General features: G+C 48.7%; 20 protein-coding genes. 11 read left to right on the plus strand and 9 right to left on the minus strand.

Annotated features, from left to right (window positions below; genetic code table 11):
* Positions 1 to 51: 51 nt before the first annotated feature.
* Positions 52 to 930: a sugar kinase gene (locus JOY44_RS06350; RefSeq protein ID WP_171572822.1), complete on the minus strand. Its 879-nt coding sequence runs from the start codon at positions 928 to 930 to the stop codon at positions 52 to 54.
* Positions 931 to 1,057: 127 nt separating this feature from the next.
* Here JOY44_RS06350 and rsmI point away from each other — a divergent pair, with 127 nt between their 5' ends.
* Positions 1,058 to 1,918: a 16S rRNA (cytidine(1402)-2'-O)-methyltransferase gene (gene rsmI / locus JOY44_RS06355; protein WP_281063279.1), complete on the plus strand. Its 861-nt coding sequence runs from the start codon at positions 1,058 to 1,060 to the stop codon at positions 1,916 to 1,918.
* Positions 1,919 to 1,999: 81 nt separating this feature from the next.
* On the plus strand, positions 2,000 to 2,332 hold the full coding sequence (locus tag JOY44_RS06360) for a hypothetical protein (RefSeq protein WP_171572823.1): 333 nt from the start codon (positions 2,000 to 2,002) through the stop codon (positions 2,330 to 2,332).
* 62 nt (positions 2,333 to 2,394) lie between these two features.
* On the opposite strand, the gene JOY44_RS06365 is transcribed toward JOY44_RS06360, so the two are convergent.
* Entirely contained in the window at positions 2,395 to 2,802 is a 408-nt protein-coding gene (locus tag JOY44_RS06365; protein ID WP_171572824.1) for a histidine kinase, read from the minus strand.
* Between the two features lie 93 nt (positions 2,803 to 2,895).
* Entirely contained in the window at positions 2,896 to 3,405 is a 510-nt protein-coding gene (gene apcB, locus JOY44_RS06370; RefSeq protein ID WP_171572825.1) for an allophycocyanin subunit beta, read from the minus strand.
* 441 nt (positions 3,406 to 3,846) lie between these two features.
* Here apcB and glnA point away from each other — a divergent pair, with 441 nt between their 5' ends.
* The 5 genes from glnA (at position 3,847) to JOY44_RS06390 (ending at position 7,982) form a co-directional block, all read left to right on the plus strand.
* Positions 3,847 to 5,265 (plus strand): type I glutamate--ammonia ligase, encoded by a 1,419-nt coding sequence (glnA, locus tag JOY44_RS06375; protein ID WP_171572826.1) that lies wholly within the window; start codon positions 3,847 to 3,849, stop codon positions 5,263 to 5,265.
* The gene (locus JOY44_RS32320; RefSeq protein WP_281063280.1) at positions 5,259 to 5,387 is read left to right on the plus strand and encodes a hypothetical protein; all 129 of its coding nucleotides are present in this window, start codon (positions 5,259 to 5,261) and stop codon (positions 5,385 to 5,387) included. The genes glnA and JOY44_RS32320 overlap by 7 nt, the downstream gene beginning before the upstream one ends.
* A gap of 68 nt (positions 5,388 to 5,455) precedes the next feature.
* A complete protein-coding gene (locus JOY44_RS06380; protein ID WP_171572827.1) occupies positions 5,456 to 6,559 on the plus strand; it encodes a class I SAM-dependent methyltransferase in 1,104 nt (367 codons plus the stop codon).
* Between the two features lie 171 nt (positions 6,560 to 6,730).
* Positions 6,731 to 7,192: a YbjN domain-containing protein gene (locus JOY44_RS06385; RefSeq protein ID WP_171572828.1), complete on the plus strand. Its 462-nt coding sequence runs from the start codon at positions 6,731 to 6,733 to the stop codon at positions 7,190 to 7,192.
* Between the two features lie 46 nt (positions 7,193 to 7,238).
* Positions 7,239 to 7,982: a biotin/lipoate A/B protein ligase family protein gene (locus JOY44_RS06390; RefSeq protein WP_171572829.1), complete on the plus strand. Its 744-nt coding sequence runs from the start codon at positions 7,239 to 7,241 to the stop codon at positions 7,980 to 7,982.
* Between the two features lie 8 nt (positions 7,983 to 7,990).
* Here the strand turns inward: JOY44_RS06390 and JOY44_RS06395 are convergent, their stop codons facing one another.
* From JOY44_RS06395 to JOY44_RS06405, 3 genes are all read right to left on the minus strand, one after another.
* Positions 7,991 to 9,208, minus strand: a complete 1,218-nt coding sequence (locus JOY44_RS06395) for a site-2 protease family protein (protein WP_171572830.1) — start codon at positions 9,206 to 9,208, stop codon at positions 7,991 to 7,993.
* Positions 9,209 to 9,479: 271 nt separating this feature from the next.
* Positions 9,480 to 10,871 (minus strand): DUF2330 domain-containing protein, encoded by a 1,392-nt coding sequence (locus JOY44_RS06400; RefSeq protein WP_171572831.1) that lies wholly within the window; start codon positions 10,869 to 10,871, stop codon positions 9,480 to 9,482.
* A 101-nt stretch (positions 10,872 to 10,972) separates the two neighbouring features.
* Positions 10,973 to 11,938: an RnfABCDGE type electron transport complex subunit D gene (locus JOY44_RS06405; protein WP_197985014.1), complete on the minus strand. Its 966-nt coding sequence runs from the start codon at positions 11,936 to 11,938 to the stop codon at positions 10,973 to 10,975.
* 185 nt (positions 11,939 to 12,123) lie between these two features.
* Here JOY44_RS06405 and JOY44_RS06410 point away from each other — a divergent pair, with 185 nt between their 5' ends.
* Both JOY44_RS06410 and JOY44_RS06415 read left to right on the plus strand, forming a co-directional pair.
* Positions 12,124 to 12,903, plus strand: a complete 780-nt coding sequence (locus JOY44_RS06410) for an HAD family hydrolase (protein WP_171572832.1) — start codon at positions 12,124 to 12,126, stop codon at positions 12,901 to 12,903.
* Positions 12,904 to 13,005: 102 nt separating this feature from the next.
* Positions 13,006 to 13,293 carry an MSMEG_0570 family nitrogen starvation response protein gene (locus JOY44_RS06415; protein ID WP_171572833.1) on the plus strand — a complete coding sequence of 96 codons (288 nt, stop codon included), beginning with the start codon at positions 13,006 to 13,008 and terminating at the stop codon, positions 13,291 to 13,293.
* Here the strand turns inward: JOY44_RS06415 and JOY44_RS06420 are convergent.
* The 3 genes from JOY44_RS06420 to hpxO are packed head-to-tail and all read right to left on the minus strand — an operon-like array spanning position 13,274 to position 15,255.
* Complete coding sequence (locus tag JOY44_RS06420) at positions 13,274 to 13,726, minus strand: GFA family protein (protein ID WP_171572834.1); 453 nt, start codon at positions 13,724 to 13,726, stop codon at positions 13,274 to 13,276. The two genes, JOY44_RS06415 and JOY44_RS06420, sit on opposite strands and share 20 nt — an antisense overlap.
* A gap of 4 nt (positions 13,727 to 13,730) precedes the next feature.
* Positions 13,731 to 14,093 carry a hydroxyisourate hydrolase gene (gene uraH, locus JOY44_RS06425; protein ID WP_171572835.1) on the minus strand — a complete coding sequence of 121 codons (363 nt, stop codon included), beginning with the start codon at positions 14,091 to 14,093 and terminating at the stop codon, positions 13,731 to 13,733.
* A 1-nt stretch (position 14,094) separates the two neighbouring features.
* Positions 14,095 to 15,255, minus strand: a complete 1,161-nt coding sequence (hpxO, locus tag JOY44_RS06430; protein ID WP_171572836.1) for an FAD-dependent urate hydroxylase HpxO — start codon at positions 15,253 to 15,255, stop codon at positions 14,095 to 14,097.
* Positions 15,256 to 15,442: 187 nt separating this feature from the next.
* Here hpxO and JOY44_RS06435 point away from each other — a divergent pair, with 187 nt between their 5' ends.
* Entirely contained in the window at positions 15,443 to 15,868 is a 426-nt protein-coding gene (locus tag JOY44_RS06435; RefSeq protein WP_171572837.1) for a YidH family protein, read from the plus strand.
* Positions 15,869 to 15,940: 72 nt separating this feature from the next.
* On the plus strand, positions 15,941 to 17,302 hold the full coding sequence (locus JOY44_RS06440; protein WP_171572838.1) for an 8-oxoguanine deaminase: 1,362 nt from the start codon (positions 15,941 to 15,943) through the stop codon (positions 17,300 to 17,302).
* Positions 17,303 to 17,318 lie beyond the last annotated feature (16 nt).

Raw genomic sequence — 17,318 nt, forward strand, 5'->3', positions numbered from 1 at the left:
GAAATGTCTGGTGAAATCATTCACCTTGTCTCGTATTTCGCCACTTGTCTCTTATTCTTCCTTCAGCCACTGGCGAGTGCCAAAATGCAAGCATGATCGCGCTGCTATCTCTGCTGATCTGGCTAAGGCTTCTACAAAGTTGGTTTGTAAGATGAAATGGCAAAACGCACCATGAAAAATATCCCCAGCACCGAGGGTATCGACCGGCTTAATTTTGGGGACAGGAAGGTAGCCTGTCTGAGCGCGATTCGTGAAACTATCCCTACGAGAATTGGTATACCAAATCGGTTGCTCTCCGTGAGTGATGGCAATCTGGGCAATGCTCAAGTGGGTCAGATATGCCACTATGTCCGCTTGAGTGTCGCAGTTAGGCGGATGAAAATTGGCGGAACAAATGGCATAATTTACGAATGGCAGCACCGCCTCTAAACCCGGTTTCCAACTGCCTCCGTCTAGTACAACGGGAATATTGAGCGCCTTAGCTTGTTCAGCGATCGCGAACCCTACCGCCATTTGATGTCCATCCAGCAGCACAACATCCACACCTTGCAAAATATCGGCTGGAAGTTGAGCAGGTGTTGCCTGAAGTTTGGCGGCGTTGATTGAAATGACGGCGCGATCGCCCGTTGCCTCAGTCACGATAATAGAAGACATAGGCGGCAACTCAGCCCACGCCGGATCGAGATCCCGCAGTGACACACCACACTGCTGCAAATCTGCCCCAATTAACTGCGTCATTGGATGACAGCCCACCACACTCAACAGACTCGCCTGTCCACCCAAAGCGCCAAACGCCACCGCCGCATTCGTCGCCGGACCGCCAGCCGCAGCAGTGTAATCAGAGGCAACCAATTTCTGATTCCTGACAGGTGGATTCTCAGCCAAATAAATCAGATCGAGCGTGGTTAAGCCAATAAACAATCCGTGCATGAGAGAGAACTAGACTTACTGCGAATTCTGATACTAATTAAAGAAGTATTCCCATCAGATGAGGATTTTTAGCTTTACGCTAGATATAAGTCTTGGACTATGAAACCTGAATGATTTTGATGAAATTGTGACTTCAACTGAGAAAGGCTGTCAGCCAAGAACGCTATACATCGTTGGAACGCCGATCGGCAATCTGGAAGACATGACCTTTCGGGCAGTACGAATTTTGCAAGGCGTGGATGCGATCGCCGCCGAAGACACGCGCCACACAGGGAAATTGCTGCACCACTTCCAAATCACCACACCCCAAGTCAGCTATCACGAGCACAACCTCATCACTCGCACCGTGGAACTGGTAGAGCGGCTGCAACAAGGGCAGGCGATCGCCTTGGTCAGCGATGCCGGAATGCCGGGAATTTCCGATCCGGGCTATGAGTTGGTCAAAGCCTGTGTAGAAGTAGGGCTAACTGTCGTGCCAATTCCGGGGTGCAGTGCAGTCGTGGCAGCCTTAATCGCTTCGGGATTACCCAGCGATCGCTTTGTGTTTGAAGGCTTTCTTCCCGCCAAGCCCAAAGACCGTCGCACCCATTTAGAACGGCTCAAATCTGAGTCGCGCACCCTGGTTTTTTATGAAGCGCCCCATCGGTTACGGCAAACCCTGCAAGATTTGCTGATGTTGGGCGACGATCGCGCGATCGTTTTGGCACGAGAACTCACTAAGCTGCACGAAGAGTTTTGGCGTGGCACGATTGCTGAAGCCATTGACCACTACCGCGATCGTGACCCGATAGGCGAATTTACCCTCGTGCTTGCAGGCGCGGAACTCAACCCGTTAATACTTTCAGATGATGCCCTCAAAATCGAACTACAAGCATTACTCAGCCAGGGGCATTCTCGCTCCGAAGCCAGCCGTCAACTTGCTCAGCAAACCGCCCTACCCCGTCGCCAAATTTACCAGTTAGCCTTATCTCTACCAAACAACCCCTAAAAATTTAACTGAGATTTCATCCAATCAGTAGGGGCTAGTCAGATCTGGGAACACTAACCACAACCCAGATTATCAATCACCATGCAAAAGCTATTTGGCATTCTATTTCTACTGGCAGGCACCTACTTTTTGGGTCAAAACGTGATTTTTTCGACCTACTTCTCACCTTTTTTCTGGGGAAGTCTTCCAGCCGTCGGCTCGATTTTGTCTTTGATGATTGGGATCATCTGTTTAGTGGTTTTTCCAAGGCAGACCAAAAGTTTTGGCTGGATTTTTCTCGTCATGGGAATTGTGTCGGTGTTTCTCAGCAGCGGTGTGTCCCTCAGGCCCACGAGCTTATGGAATTTTGTAGTAGCGTTTACGGCTCTTACCGTTGGCTACCGACTGTTGACCGCTCGTCGCCTGAGATTTTGATCGCAAGGGTAAAGTTGGCTAGCGATCTTACTAGAAGTCTTGAATTTGAAGCCAAACCGCGTTTACCTAGACTGATCAATTGGTTCCGATAGCTGACACTGTGTGTCTGACCACAGGATGCACCCTGCCAAACCCAATTCTGGGCGATCGTGGTAGGCCTCGCTCGCAACCCATACAGTCACGGTACGATCCAGCCCAACCTGATATAGATAGTCTGCTGTGGCCTTGTAGTGAATGCCGACGCGAATGTTAGAAAAGTCATCTTCGCAAGTGGCATAACCAAAGCGGATGGTGATTTGGGCAACCAGACATTCTGGCGTGTCAATATACTCACCAAAGGTATCTCGCTCTTTCCAAAAGGTATCCAAAAATTTCTTTAGGTTGGGTAAAAGCTTATGAGGGGCACCGCCCCGTGTACCGTAGATGATGGCGGGATTGTTTTCAACGATGATGTGATAAGAATGGGGCATCGTTCAGGTTATTTATCTTAAACATGAATAGGGCATGGGCGATCGCGGGATAAACCGCTCTACACCCATACCCCACTTTAGAAAATTTCCGGACTAGATGTTTGTCTCGCTCAATTCGCGAGTCATGTAATCAAAGGGTTGATCTAGTAGGCTACCAACCGGAATTCCAGCCATTGCCACTTGCTCTTTCACAATTTCCTTCATTATTTGGATGCCGTAGACGGTAGAGCCAATAGGCACCGCCAAGGAATTATAGGTTTCCCGCAAACCTTCTAGCACCCGCTCGTCTAATACATCAGTATCACCTGCCACCAATGCATAGCTGGCATAGCGCAGGTAATAATCCATATCTCTGAGACAAGCCGCATACCGACGAGTGGTGTAAGCATTACCACCGGGACGAATCAACTCGGGCAATTCTTCAAACAAGCGTAATCCTGCCTGTTTAACGATTTCCGCTGCATTCGCGTTAATCACGGCGGCGGCTTTTACGCGCAGCATTCCCGTATCAAAATAGGACTTCAACCGATCCATGGCATCCCGGTCTAAGTATCGACCGGTATTGTCATAGTTTTTAATGAGGCTTGTAACTGCGTCGCGCATTGAACCGTTCCCCCAGGAATTATCAATAGTTCAAAAATAAATGCTTTTGGTTATCTCTAACCGAGTGTTCGTGAGCGCTCTACAGATCGCGATCGACTCAACTCAGTACAGCCAGTTTATCATGACCTGGCAACCCTACAACCCCTATATCTAGCCTGTTTTGGCGTGTAAAGAGATATTGAGAAAGGGCGCGATCGCAGCTATTTATGCTCTCTAAAATTACTCCTTTCTCAATCAAGGCTCACGCCTGTTTTAACGAATTCACTTTGTAGTTTTTGATACAAAATTCGAGCAGGTCACTCTTTAGGATCATTCAAGCATCGTGATGCTGTAGCCTCATTAGACCAGCCCTTCGTAACATTAACTACGCCGCTGGAATTCTGACTGCTTTTTCTGTTTCCCAGCATTTGGAAACAGCCCGCACGAATTAAGGAGTATTTCATGACAACCCCGCAGGAAATCCTGGAATGGATCAAGCGTGACAACATTCAGATGATTGATCTGAAGTTTATTGATACACCAGGAATTTGGCAGCACTTAACGCTGTACCAAGACATGATCGATGCAGATAGCTTTACAGCTGGTGTTGCCTTTGACGGATCGAGCATCCGGGGCTGGAAAGCCATCAACGACTCAGATATGGCGATGGTGCCTGATCCAAACACGGCTTGGATCGATCCGTTTATGGAAGAGCCAACCTTGAGTATGATTTGCAGCATTGTGGAGCCGAGAACCGGGCAACCCTACAGCCGTGACCCTCGCTCCATTGCAAACAAAGCCGTTGAGGCAGTCAAGGCAGCCGGATTAGGCGATACAGTCTACTTCGGGCCTGAAGCCGAATTCTTTGTGTTTGATAACGTTCAGTTCGATCAAACACAAAATGAGGGTTACTACAAGGTTGATAGCGTTGAGGCAGCTTGGAACTCTGGGCGGAAAGAACCAGGCGGCAACTTGGGCTATAAGGTTCGCAACAAGGAAGGCTATTTCCCAGTCTCTCCCACAGACACGCTGCAAGACATGCGAACCGAAATGTTGCTGACCATGAAGGATTGTGGGGTGCCGATCGAAAAGCACCACCATGAAGTGGCAACAGCGGGTCAGTGTGAATTGGGCTTTCGGTTTGCGCCGTTGGTGCAGGCAGCCGATTTTCTGATGACCTACAAATATTGCATCAAGAATGTGGGCAAGAAGTATGGCAAATCAGTCACCTTTATGCCAAAACCGGTATTTGGCGATAACGGCACGGGGATGCACTGCCACCAATCGATTTGGAAAGATGGGCAACCCACTTTCTTCGGCGATGGCTATGCTCAACTGAGCCAAACTGCCCTGTGGTACATTGGCGGCTTGCTCAAACATGCGCCTTCAATCCTGGCGTTTACCAACCCAACTACTAACTCCTACAAGCGCTTAGTGCCCGGTTTTGAAGCTCCAGTAAACCTGGCATATTCTCAGGGCAATCGCTCTGCCTCCATTCGGATTCCCTTAACAGGCGATAGTCCTAAGGCAAAACGGTTAGAATTCCGCTGTCCTGATGCCTCTTGCAATCCTTACTTGGCATTTGCGGCAATGGTTTGTGCGGGCTTGGATGGGATTAAGAACCAAATTGATCCGGGCAGCCCCTTGGATGTCGATATCTATGAGCTTAGCCCTGAAGAACTGTCAAAAATTCCGTCCACTCCAGCTTCTTTGATGGATGCGCTGAAGAATTTGGAGCGAGATCACGAGTTCTTGCTTGCTGGTGGCGTGTTTACTGAAGACTTCATTGAAAACTGGATTAGCTATAAACTCGATCGCGAAGTGATTCCCATGAGCATTCGTCCTCATCCCTATGAGTTTATGCTTTACTACGATTGCTAAATCATCCTCAATGGTTTGCCAAGCAGCAGGAGCGATCGCTCCTGCTGCTTGGTTTTTATCGCACACTTCTAGATTCCGTACTGATCCTTGAGACTCAACAGCCATTTTTGGCATTCATCTAAAGAGCGATACCTGTTTAAAGAGAATTCGTTACACTTATTTACAGTACTTCTCAGTTCTCTTTGCAGCTATGTCTGAACCCTTAACAAAGCTGGCATACCAAGCCTTTCACCAAGGAAAAAGCTACTTTGGTCTTGCCCATAAAGCTTTAAGCACCCAGTTCCTCAATCTTGTTGCACACCCTCCAGAACAGCGTGCCTCTCCTATTCCTGTAGAGCTTTTGTTGAAAATTCAAAAGCGGTTGACCAAGATTAACGAAACGGACTGGCAAGATGCCGAAAAAGGAATCTACCCAGCAAGTTTGTTGTTGGAAAATGATTGGCAAGATTTTTTTCGCCACTATCCCTTATTGTGGTTCGACATGCCTGCTACTTGGGAGCGGGCAAACCAGAAGCGCTATCAAGAATTTTCTCAAGATGTTGATACCAGCATTTACCCTAGCTATTACACGCAGAACTTTCATCACCAAACCGATGGCTACTTGAGTGAGTGGTCTGCAAATCTGTACGACGTACAGGTAGATATTTTGTTTAATGGCGCAGCCGATGCGATGCGTCGCCGTGTGCTAGCACCGCTGAAGCAAGGTCTACAGACTTTTAGCAACCTCGATCCCCGACAGGTGCGAGTGTTGGATGTGGCATCGGGCACGGGGCGTACCTTGAAATTCATTCGCAGCATGTTGCCTAAAGCGTCTTTGCACGGCGTTGATCTTTCTTCTGCTTACCTGAGAAAAGCAAATCAACACCTTTCTCAACAGTCTGGCGAATTGCCTCAACTGATCCAGGCAAATGCTGAAGAGTTACCCTATCTCGATAACTATTTTCATGGGACAACCTGCGTGTTTTTGTTTCATGAGCTACCACCAGCCGTGCGCCAGCAAGTAATTAATGAGTGCTTTCGGGTGACAAAACCGGGCGGAGTGTTTGTCATTTGCGACTCAATTCAACTGAGTGATTCGCCAGAAATGGCTCCAGTTATGGATAGCTTTGCTGCTATGTTTCACGAGCCTTACTATCGTCATTACGCTAGTGATGATTTGGTTAGCCGTCTACAAGATGCTGGCTTTACTACTGTGACTGAGGAAGTTCACTTTATGAGTAAGTATTTGATCGCTCATAAACCGATCGCAACCGAGCAACAGGCTAACAAAATTGCTGAGGCTGCTATTACATAAACCTCCTGAAGCAGTTTGAGTTAAACGCTAAAATTTTGAGGAAGTAGAAGACCTGCTGGCGACCTAGGCGATCGACAATAATGTAGACCCATTGAGTCTTTAGCGGAAGAAAAGATCGTAAGCTAAAGACTCAAGCTTCCAGACATTTCACTTAATCTCCCAGAAATCCCTATGGTTCAAACAATTCCCAATGATGAGTCAACAAGCCAAGTTGAGACCAATGCCTCCAGCAACTTGGTAGAAGTGATTGAGACGGTAATTGATAGTCTGGATAGTGATCAAACAGCGATGGTCAACCGTAGTGAAGAAGAGCACGTTTGGAAATTCAAATACGGCACCGTGGAGGTCTTTGTCCAACTTACGGGGTTATTGGAAGAAGACACGCTAACGGTGTGGGCAGGAGTGCTAAAACTACCTGCCAAGGATGAGCCAAAGTTAATGCGTCATCTTCTAGAGAAAAATTGGTCTGACACCTTGGAAGCACGATTTGGCATTGTGAATAATGAGGTTGTGGTGGTCACTAATCGGTCGATCGCGGATCTTTCTCCCAGCGAACTATCCCGTGCCATTACCATTGTTGCCACGATCGCCGATGAAATTGACGAACCCCTAGTTGCAGAGTTTGGAATTTAGGCAATCAGTAATCGTTCAGAGTTCGAGCCTTAAACGCTAAAACTTTATGCCCCTTTGGCGGTTAATTCCACCTTTTCAAGCATCAGGCGTGGTTCATATGACATTGGATGCTTGGCTGTTTGAACGGCACATTCAGGGGCATCATCCACCAACCTTGCGGTTTTATACCTGGGAACCTGCGGCAATTTCCCTGGGTTATCATCAGCGGAACTATCCCGATCATTGGAATAATCTGACGTGGCAGGGGCGATCGCTGGATATTGTGCAACGCCCCACTGGAGGACGGGCAGTACTTCATCAGGGTGATTTAACCTATGCCGTAATCACGTCTGGATTGAGTGGCAATCGCATGGAAAGCTATCGGCAGATTTGTGAGTTTTTGATTCAGGGGTGGCGATCGCTTGGTGTGGAGTTGCAATATGGCACAGCAGGACGCGGTTATATTCACAATTCCAACTGCTTTGGTACTGCAACCGCAGCCGATTTAACGATGCCCAATGGCTTCAAACTGATTGGCAGCGCCCAACTGCGACGCGGCGGTATCATCTTACAGCATGGCTCTATTCGATTAAACCCTGATGTCACCCTATTTCAGCAAGTTTTCCAGTCAGACCCTATCGAGCCAATCTTCCCTGACTCCTTGCTAAAAAAAATATCTGTGGAGCAAATCATTTCTGCCCTGACGGAATCTGCCAAGGCTTGTTTTGATGTTGATTTTCACCATCAACCCCTTTCCGAAGCAGAATGGAACGTCCTGTCCGAGCTTCCAATCCCGAACTCGCAACCCTGAAACCCTCTCTATTTTTCCGCTGCTTCTATCGCTGACTGGGCTAGGGCTGCAATTTGAAAGCCAGGTGGATAGGTGCCATCTTCTTTAATTTGCTTGATCAGGCTATCGGTAATCGGCATTTTTAGCTTCTGTGTCAAAGCTCGGACAATATCACCGCGATCAATGACTCCAGAAACCGCGCCCGCTGGAGACAAAACCGTCATCCGCCGCGAAGCATCTGTTTCCAACTGTTGAATCACTGTTGCTAAAGGCGTAGCTTCCTCAACAGTGGCAATCGTGTCCAGTGGGTGAATGATTGGAGCCAGGGTCTCTCTTTCCCAACGGCTGCGTTCTACCGATTGCAGATCATCCGATGCAACTAATCCCCGATAGCGCCCATCGGAAGACGCGAAGTACACTTCGGGCTGAGCAGCCAATAGCAGGTACTTATCGGCGAACTCACGCAGAGTCATGTTGGCATCAACCACCCGAAACTCACGAGTCATGGCATCGCTAGCTTTAAGGGAAAGCAATGTTTCCTGCATTTCCGTCATGCGATCATAGCCGCCTGCATTTTGAATGCCGAACCAGCCAAGTAGCATAAACCATAAGCCATTGCTAGCACCTGATAGCAGCGAAAAACCACCTAAGGCGATCGCGCTCCAGCCTAAAACAGAGCCAGCTCTTGCCGCCCAGCGCACCCCCTTAAATCGGCTTCCCGTCGCTTTCCAAACGGCTGCTTTCACTACTTGTCCACCATCGAGCGGTAAACCAGGCAGCAGGTTAAAAAGTGCCAAGATCAGATTTGTTGTTGCCAAATATTGGGCAATTACGTTGATTGGAGTATTGACACCAGGAGAAACATTTGCAAAAAGTGCTAATAAGAGCGCTAGGACTAAGCTAACCGCAGGACCCGCGATCGCCACCTGAAAGGCTTTGCCAGGAGTTTTTGATTCTCGCTCGATTGAGGCAACCCCACCAAACAAAAACAGCTTGATTGAAGTGACCTTAATTCCTTGCGATAACGCCACTAAACTGTGACCCAGTTCATGCAGCAGCACCGAGCCAAAAAATAAGAGTGCCATCGCGAACGCTGACAGGTAAACCGTGGAAACGCTCCACTCCGGATACCTTAACTGCCAATTGGATGCAGTGGGCAGCGCAATCAAAAACAAAATAACGAACCAGGACAGATCAATGTAGAAGGGAATGCCAAACAATGATCCAATCCGCCAACCTGACTGCATACGGTTACCTTAATGCCTATCTTTCTAGGATAAGTGAGCCAGAGGGGAAATGGCGCAGCAAGAGGAGTAAAGAGACAGTGGATGATGGACTAATTACTTTAGCTCCTAGTTCTAGCAAATTCCTCTAGCCAAGCGTTCTTATTCTTTCGCAAAGCGCGATCGCTTGCATCTATTTATCTAACGAGATAGTCGCTCAGAGTCTTCAGTAAACGCTGATGCCGCTCCAACAAGATACTGCCAATAGCACCAAGCACTCTGTCCACCAACGTCTTTACCCTTTCATCCCTAGCTTTATCAAAAACCACTCAAACCAAGATGATGGAGCTTGAGCCTGAACCTTGGGTAACTTTTGACGAATTTTTTGAATATCCCAGCCCGTGAGTCGGGCGAGGGTTTGGGCTTCTTGGTCAAAGCGGCGGGGCAGCGATCGCCCATATTCCCGACCAGCGGCGCATTCAGCTTTGCCTAAAAAGGCATGACGCAACACGTATCGTCCCTGAAACTGTTCACGGTTGTCGGTAGCTTGAAACATCAAATCTTCAGGAAACTTGTCGCGGGTGTAACGCACATGCAGACGGGTGATGAATACATTCGATGAGGGGAAGGGAGAAGGGCGACGAGGCGCAAAAAAGCCAGGTCGGCTGGGTTCTGTTTGTGGGTCATCTATCCAGAAGGCTCCGACATCGCGCAATTGCTCGCGAGACAACGGTTCTGCTGAGCAAGGATCACAATTTGACATATCCCAGGCGTATTCCAAAAAGGCAACATTGCGACCTTCGCGATCGTAGGACGTTTGGAACATGGATTTGTAGAAATCGCTGAACTCGCTTTTGACAAACGTCGGAATTTCAGTGTTGGAAGGCACCTTGACCGTGCGGTAATTGGTGACTTCTGCCTGACCTTTAGGCGACAGAATATAAACAAGCAAATCTTGAGCTTGCTGGGCGTTCACCATACCCAACCGCAGCGGCAGCATAAACCGAGGCGACTCAAACGCCATTTTGATTGGGCGCAGATTTTGGTATCCTGCTTTTTCAAACTCGTTTAAGTTCACCTTTGCCACAAAAAACTTCAGCTTTTGGCGAATATACGGCTTGAGTAATTCTTTGGCACCCTTGGGAATGCGGTAGCCGTTTTGGGTTAGCCAGGTTTCCAATCCGCCTGATTCCTTAGCGCTAAGAATCAAAATGTCGTATTCGCCTACGGTAAATTTTTCTTCAATTGTCACTCCTAGATCGGCAGCATTTCCCCGCGTTTTTTGTGCCATTTGACTAGAGGGAACCGCTGCTGTGGGGGGCATCTGCTCATACATAGGCTCAGGCTGACAGGGATCGGGGTCGAAGTACTCGACCAGTCGTGGCGCACTGAAGGCATCCAAATGTGCCATAACGCTAGGTTTGCCCACTTCTACCTGCTCTTTTTTCAGCACTACGGGCACAGGCACGACGATCGCAAAATCTTTAACCTCACCCTGATAATCATTGGCCATCGTCAGCACGGTTTTGTTGCCGCTGCGGGCGATCGCCACCTGGGATGCCTGGTTATAGAGCTTGGCATCTGCCTTTGCCACATAAAACCCGCAAAACGCCCAGGCCTTGGTGGCAAGAAACAGACTAGAAATAGTGAATAAGCAAGACAAGAGGAGAGTTCGGAGGAGTTTCATAAGAAAGGCGAATGGTGAAAAGGTTAAAGGGAGTTTTGTTCGCGTAGCATTCCGCAAGGAAGATTCTGTTCAAGCAGCGTTTTGGTAAGAAATAGTTTGAGTTAGAAATTAGGGGTTAGGAGATAATTTTTCGTCGTTTCTGCATTCTTTAGTTCCCCTTCTTTCTCTATTGCCCTCGCATCTTCTAAGTTCTCTGGTTCCTCTGCCTGCCAGGAAAACCGTGGAGATGCCCAAATGAGATCCAACACAGCGCTGAGCGGGGCGAGGGCAAAGAGTGACCAGAAAACGGCGGTGGGCAGGAAATAGACGTTGCGAAGAATGAAGGCAAGCAGGGCGATCGCGCTTGCCCAAACTAGCCGAGCCACACGAGCATTGGGTATCGTGCGCGGATCAGTGATCATAAACAGGGAAAACACGAGCAAGGAACCGCTGGTGAGGCGGTGCAGCAATACATCTCCCGTCCAGCCTAGCCAGAGATTGCGCCCCAGTTCGAGCAAGGCATAGCTTCCCAAAAATGCTCCGGTGGTGTCCCAACGTCCCACCCGCTGCACAACTACCCCGCCTGTTCCCAAAAATAGCAGGGCATACCAGCTTGATTCGCCCCATTGACCCGGTGAAATCCAGGCATCGTGGGTCAGCAGCACTGCTGCCACAATGCCGATATTAGTAGGGTTAAACACATGTTTTCCATTCACCTTCAGCAAAAACTTACTAGAGATGGCAATCACAGCAGCCAGAATCATGGTGCCGATGTGTTCGGTTCGTAGCAACATGCTGAGTCCCAACGCGGTGATTAAGGCAGACGGGAGAGAGAAGTGGAGGGGTGGAGCGGGGGAAGATGTTGGCGGAGCGGAGAAAATCGACCAAGCCCATTGAGTCATCAAACAGGTTGCGATCGCGGTTGCTACTATTTCCGGGTGCAAGGTCCAATCGCGAGTGCCAATGCCCAACAGTAAAAATAGGGACAAAAACAGAATTTGATAAAGTCGAGCATCACGAAACATCGGCGATTGGGCTATCTGCATCGATTGATCTGTATCAGGTTGCTGCCAGTATGCCTCGACCAAAAGCCAAATAGGAGAGTTGTTACAGTTCCAGTAACAGAGTAATAGCGGAGCTATCCAGCGGGTGAACGGTGATGATTTGTGGGCGATCGCCCAACAATTGGCAACATGTGTCTGAGAATACTCATCTGTCAGAGGATTATTGCGCTATCGTGAGGCGACAGGATTCCTGAAATAAGCATGGACTGATGATTGCGACACCAACCGTTTTAGCGCTTGATTTTGATGGTGTATTGTGCGACGGGTTAAGGGAGTACTTTAAAACGGCATGGCAAGCCTATTGCAACCTCTGGCAGCCTACAAGTTTGGTACCGCCAGATGGGTTAGCTGCGTCTTTTTATCGGTTGCGCCCTGTCGTAGAAACAGGGTGGGAAATGCCGTTGCTGCTTCATGCATTGCTTCAAGGGGTGTCAGAAGCGGCAGTACTACACGACTGGGTTGCGATCGCTCAGCGACTTGTCATCACCGAACAGTTAGATCCGGCAATGCTGATCGCGGAAGTGGATGGCACGCGGGATCAATGGATTGCGTCTGATGTGAATAGCTGGCTAGCAGAACATCGGTTTTATCCGGGTGTGTGCGATCGCCTGAAAGCAACGCTAGACAGTGATACCCAGGTTGCCATTATCAGCACTAAAGAAGGACGCTTTATTCAACAGCTCCTAGAGCAACAAGGAATCGATTTAACCGATCTGCAACTGTTTGGCAAAGAAGTCAAACGCCCTAAAAGTGAAATTCTGCTTGAATTGATGCAGGTGTTTGGTAACGATGCTACCTTTTGGTTCGTTGAAGATCGCTTTAAAACACTGCAAAGTATTGCCAAAAAGCCGGAACTCGACACTGTTCAACTTTTCTTGGCAAATTGGGGCTACAACACCTCTCGCGAGCGCGAACAAGCTGCAAATGATTCCCGCATTCGCTTGATTTCGCTCGATCAATTTACCCTGGACTTTGCTCGGTGGCTATAGCTACGGTAGGGTGTTTTGAACTATGCAAATCCTACGCGATCGCTTGTTTTTATAACTTCTGCGGAGCTGCTACGCGAACGCTAATCCTTAATCTCCACTCCTATGCCAGAAATCCGCTTTCAAATTCAATGGTCTGATGGATCTCAAGATATTTGCTATTCGCCCTCGCTGATTGTCAAAGAGTACTTTGTGCCCAATACGGAATACACGCTGGAGGATTTTGTGCAGCGATCGCAAACAGCGCTGAAAATCGCCAGCGATCGGGTGCAGGCAAAATATGGAATGCCTTGTAGCCTAGCGTTAAACCAACTGCATAAAATTGAAACCAAAGCGGCACAGTATCAAAATTTGCCGCAGTCAACCGTTCAGGTTATTCGATTTTTGGAGTGAACCGTTGGAAAAATTCAGTGAAGTCTGCGGGCTGTCCCTCTTCCTGTAAGGTGCCTTTGGGAATGGTGAACCAGGGCTGGGCGCTGCGAGTCCAAGTATGCCCAACGGGTTGCAGCCAGCTTGTGTCATCTAATGTTCCAGGTTTCAAGTTAGTGATCTGAGGATTACGCTCTGGTTGATGAAACAATCGAGTGCCACAGTTACCACAAAAGAAGCAAACCACTTCGCGATCGCTGTCTCCTTTTCGTCGCCACTCTTGAGGCTGTCCTTGGGTAATAATTAGCGCTTCACGCGGTATTGTCATAGACATGCCAAACGCGCTAGATGACTGCTTCTGACATTCGGTGCAGTGACAAACGTAAAGTGTGAGTGGCTCAGCCAAAAGCTGATATCGAATTCGTTCACATTGACATCCGCCAGTGTAAATAGTCACTTACTTAACTGCCTCGATAGGTGCTGTATGCCCAAGGTGAAACCAGGAGCGGCACATGGTAGTGAGCATCCACATTGGCAATGCCAAATTGAATTAGTACGCGATTTAAGAATGGCGGCAGAGTTGTTTCAACGGGTTGGTTTGCGAAGTAGTTGCCAACTATAAAAATGAGTTCATAGACTCCTATTTTGAATTCCTCATCTATTAATAAAGGAGAGTCTGTGCGTCCATCGCTGTTGGTGGCGATCGCTTTTAACAGCATTTTTTGATCGGATGCAGAGTCGATTGACCAAAGCTCGATCGCCATGTTTGCAGCAGGTTTTCCTTGGGCAGTATCTAAAACGTGAGTGGTGAGTTTTCCAGCCATTCTATTTCATTGGTCCACGTAGAATAATTTTGGCGATCGCATCGGTTACATCTGAAGGTTTTTCGTGTTGCAGTTGGTCATACCATTGTTGAGTGGCGATCGGGTCTTTCCCGTGGATTTGTTCCGCCCGACTACGTGCCTTAGTGACAATTGCTCCCGTGCGTTCTTTGCGTTCTGCTTCATAGCGCTGAAGGGCATCCGCGACGCTGATAGTGGTTGTAGTCAGGTAATGGGTCAGCACAAAGCCGTCTTCCAGCGCCTGACAGCCACCCTGTCCTAAATCGGGGCAGGTTGCATGGGCGGAATCCCCCAGCAGCGCCACTCGACCGCGCACCAGACTATTTAACGGTCCAACATCGTGAATGAGTACTCGGTTGGTCTTAGCTGGGTCGATCCGTTGAATCAGCGTTTGTACTGGATCTGCCCAGCCAGCAAAAAACTGGGTCAAATCAGTGCGAATGTCACCTGCTTCCAATGCTGCTTCTTTGGGCATTGGCATATCAAAGAAAAAATAGAAGCGATCGCCGGCTACTGGCATCAGCGAAGCGCGTTTAAATTCACCTACATAAATTGCCCATGTCGTTTTGGGTGCCAAATCGTCACTCATGGGCACCAAGCCATTCCAGTTAACATAGCCGCCATATTGAGGATCTACCGCTTCACCCAACACATATTTTCGGGCAACAGAACGCACTCCATCGGCGGCGACTAACACGCCACCTGTTGCGGTATGACCGTTTTCAAATAGGGCGGTAACGCTGTGGTCATCTTGCTCTAGCCCAATAAACGTATGTCCTAGTTTGATCTCGCCCGAATAAGCGTTTATCAACAGGGCTTGCAAATCGGCACGGGCCACTGGATAAGGACGCTGCCCTACTTCTGCCACTAACGGTGCTAGGTCAATGTTGCTAATTAGTTCACCCGTATGGCGACGATATTGCATCACATCCATCTGTCCGCCAATCTGGGCGACTTCTTTGCCCAAGCCCAAGCGGTTCAATACTTTTACTCCATTCGACCAGAGGGAAATTCCGGCTCCAACCGGGCGCAATTCACTGACTCGGTCATACACTTCGACCTCATAGCCTGCTTGCTGTAGGGCGATCGCTGATCCTAAGCCGCCCATGCCTGCCCCAATCACAATCGCCTTCAGATTGTTCACGCCATTCCTCCAAGCACCATGCCGATCTTTTCTATCACCTTATCAGGCTTCAATTCTACGTCACTGACTGAAACGATACCGAATGCCTACAGCTTGGGCAGGGGCTGAATCTGTAAAATTAAGTAGCTTAGAAGCGAATGCCATTGGTTTTCTTCACAATTCTCTTCTAATAAAGTAAGGACTGCTGATGACTAAGGGATCTAAGGTGGATCGACAGCGAGAGCATCAGGCAAATGAGCGCACGTTTCTGGCGTGGCTCAGAACATCGCTGGCATTAATTGGGTTTGGATTTGCGATCGCCCGGTTTAATCTATTTTTGAATCAGCTTCAGACAACAATGGCTCAACAAGCCCTTGCCTACCCTTTCTTTAACCCCGAAGCGTTGGGAGTGAGCTTGGTGGTGATAGGCATTGGAGTGATTGCCCTAGCGGTCTGGCGGTATAACCAAGTTTTTTGGCAGATTGAGCGGGGAAATTATCAACCCAACCGATTTCTAGTTTGGCTGCTAGCTGGAGTGGTAATCATTTTAGCCACCTTAAGTCTGCCCTCAGTGCTATTGCGCGATCGCGGTAATCTAACACCAAGTTGTACGCCCAAAAACTCCCAATTTTAGTAGTTAGTAGTGTTTGATTCCATCGATCAACTATCTGAAGAGTAAGATAGCTTGATTTGATTTGCATGAATTATGTCTACTCTGTTGGTCAAAAACATCCACACCTTGGTAACTCTGGATGCTCAGCGACGCGAGATTCGCAATGGTGCTTTGTTTGTGCAAGACAACGCGATCGCCCAAGTTGGCACTACGCAAGAACTTCCTTCAACCGCAGACGATGTGTTGGATTTGCAAGGGCGACATATCGTGTTGCCAGGATTAGTCAACACCCATCATCATTTTTATCAAACGCTCACCCGTGTGATTCCTGCTGCCCAAGACTGCACGTTGTTTCACTGGTTGCAAAGTCTCTATCCTATCTGGGCAAACTTGACGCCAGAAGCCATTTATATCAGCGCCCAAATGGCAGCAGCAGAACTGATGTTATCGGGCTGCACCACGGCTAGCGATCATCTCTATATCTACCCCAACGGCTGTACCCTGGATGATGAAATTCGGGCGATTCAAGCGATCGGTCTACGGTTTCATCCCACTCGCGGCAGCATGAGCGTGGGAGAAAGCAAAGGAGGACTGCCTCCCGATTCTGTGGTGGAGAATGAAGTCGATATCCTCAAAGATTCTCAACGGTTAATTGAGCACTATCACGATAACTCCCGCTATTCTATGCTGCGCATGGCACTAGCTCCCTGCTCTCCTTTTTCTGTCACTCCAGATTTAATGCGCGAGTCGGCTACATTAGCGCGTTCCTATCCCGGTGTGCGGCTCCACACTCACCTGGCAGAAAATCAATCCGATATCGACTACAGCGTGGCAACCTTTGGCATGATTCCCGGCGACTATGCCGAGTCGGTCGGTTGGCTAGGAGATGACGTGTGGCATGCTCATTGCGTCAAGTTGGATGATAACTCGATTCAAAAGTTTGGCAAAACAGGAACAGGCATCAGCCATTGCCCCTGTAGCAACACCCGCCTTGCCAGCGGTATTGCCCCAATTCGCCAAATGTTGAATGCAGGAGTGCCTGTAAGTTTGGGTGTGGATGGCTCTGCTTCCAACGATGGGGGAAATATGTTGCAAGAGGCTCGGATGGCGTTTTTGCTGGCACGGGTGCGAGAATCGAATGCGGCAGCGATGACAGCACGCGACATTTTGGAAGTGGCAACCTTGGGTGGCGCAAAGGTATTGGGGCGAGATGATATAGGATCACTAGCGGTTGGCATGGCGGCGGATTTCATCTCGATCAATCTTGATCGCCCTCAGTTTGCCGGAGCGCAGCATGATCCAGTGGCGGCACTAATTTTTTGTCAAGCAAATTCAGTCGATTACAGTTTTATCAATGGTAAAAAAGTTGTCGATCAAGGTCGTTTGGTCACCTTAGAACTGGAAACTTTGGTGGAGAAAACTAACGCGATCGCGGCTCAACTGATTTGTAGCTGACACTTATTGACTAGGG

Origin of the sequence: Leptolyngbya sp. Cla-17, from assembly GCF_016807185.1 — a bacterium.
Taxonomy (GTDB): Bacteria; Cyanobacteriota; Cyanobacteriia; order Leptolyngbyales; family Leptolyngbyaceae; genus ULC077BIN1.